This window comes from Agromyces humi (assembly GCF_009720255.1).
Lineage (GTDB): Bacteria > Actinomycetota > Actinomycetes > Actinomycetales > Microbacteriaceae > Agromyces > Agromyces humi.
This window is the reverse complement of the sequence record NZ_WJSP02000729.1, coordinates 1-717: the sequence shown is the minus strand read 5'-3', so window position 1 is coordinate 717 and position 717 is coordinate 1. Positions and strand designations below refer to the sequence as shown.

Here is a 717-nt window from a genome sequence, read left to right as displayed (position 1 = left end):
TGTCGCCGGCGCACCACGCTGCGCACGCCGTCGGCGCCGACGACCACGTCGGCCTCGATGCGGTCGGGGTCTTCGACCCGCTCCGTGACGCGTTCCACCGTGTCGGGCACCGCCGCGTCGAGCGCCGCGAGCAGGTCGCGCCGACCGAGCAGCAGGCCGTCGGCGGGCAGATCGGCCAACGTCCTGCCGGATTCGCTGCGCATCGGGAAGCGGTCGAGGGCGATGCCGGCCTCTTGGAGCCGGTCGAGGACGCCGATCGTCGCGAGCGCCGCCTGCGCCTCGGGCCACATCGCGAGGCTCGTCCCGGTGGCCGGCAGCTCCGCACGCCGCTCATGGATGGTGACGTGGAAGCGCGTCGGGTCGAGACGTGCGGCGAGCGCCGATCCGGCGATGCCGCCGCCGACGATGCCGACGGTGGTGCGATCCATGCGGGCAGGTTACTACGTTTGTAGTACGTCCGCACTACTTCTGTAGTGATTCGCTACACTCGCCGCATGGACCGCCGCACGCTCGTCGCCGACGCCGCCCTCGGCATCGTCGCCGAGCAGGGCATGAAGGCGCTCACGCACCGGGCCGTCGATCTCGCGTCAGGCTCGCCCGCCGGCACCACCTCGAACTACTTCCGCACCCGCGCCGCGCCCGTGACCGCAGCCGTCGACCGGCTCGAGGAGCGCGACCTGGCGCTCTGGTCGGTGGGCGCCGATGAGGCGACCGCGC

1 protein-coding gene and 1 pseudogene are annotated in these 717 nt (G+C 72.8%); one reads left to right on the top strand and one right to left on the bottom strand.

The features are described 5' to 3' along the window. Positions 1-428, bottom strand: a 428-nt coding sequence (locus GH736_RS23825; protein ID WP_159607576.1) for an FAD-dependent oxidoreductase, incomplete at its 3' end; no start/stop codon positions are given. A gap of 66 nt (positions 429-494) precedes the next feature. Here GH736_RS23825 and GH736_RS23820 point away from each other — a divergent pair. Continuing rightward, a pseudogene (locus GH736_RS23820) lies at positions 495-717 on the top strand (TetR/AcrR family transcriptional regulator); the annotation flags it as partial.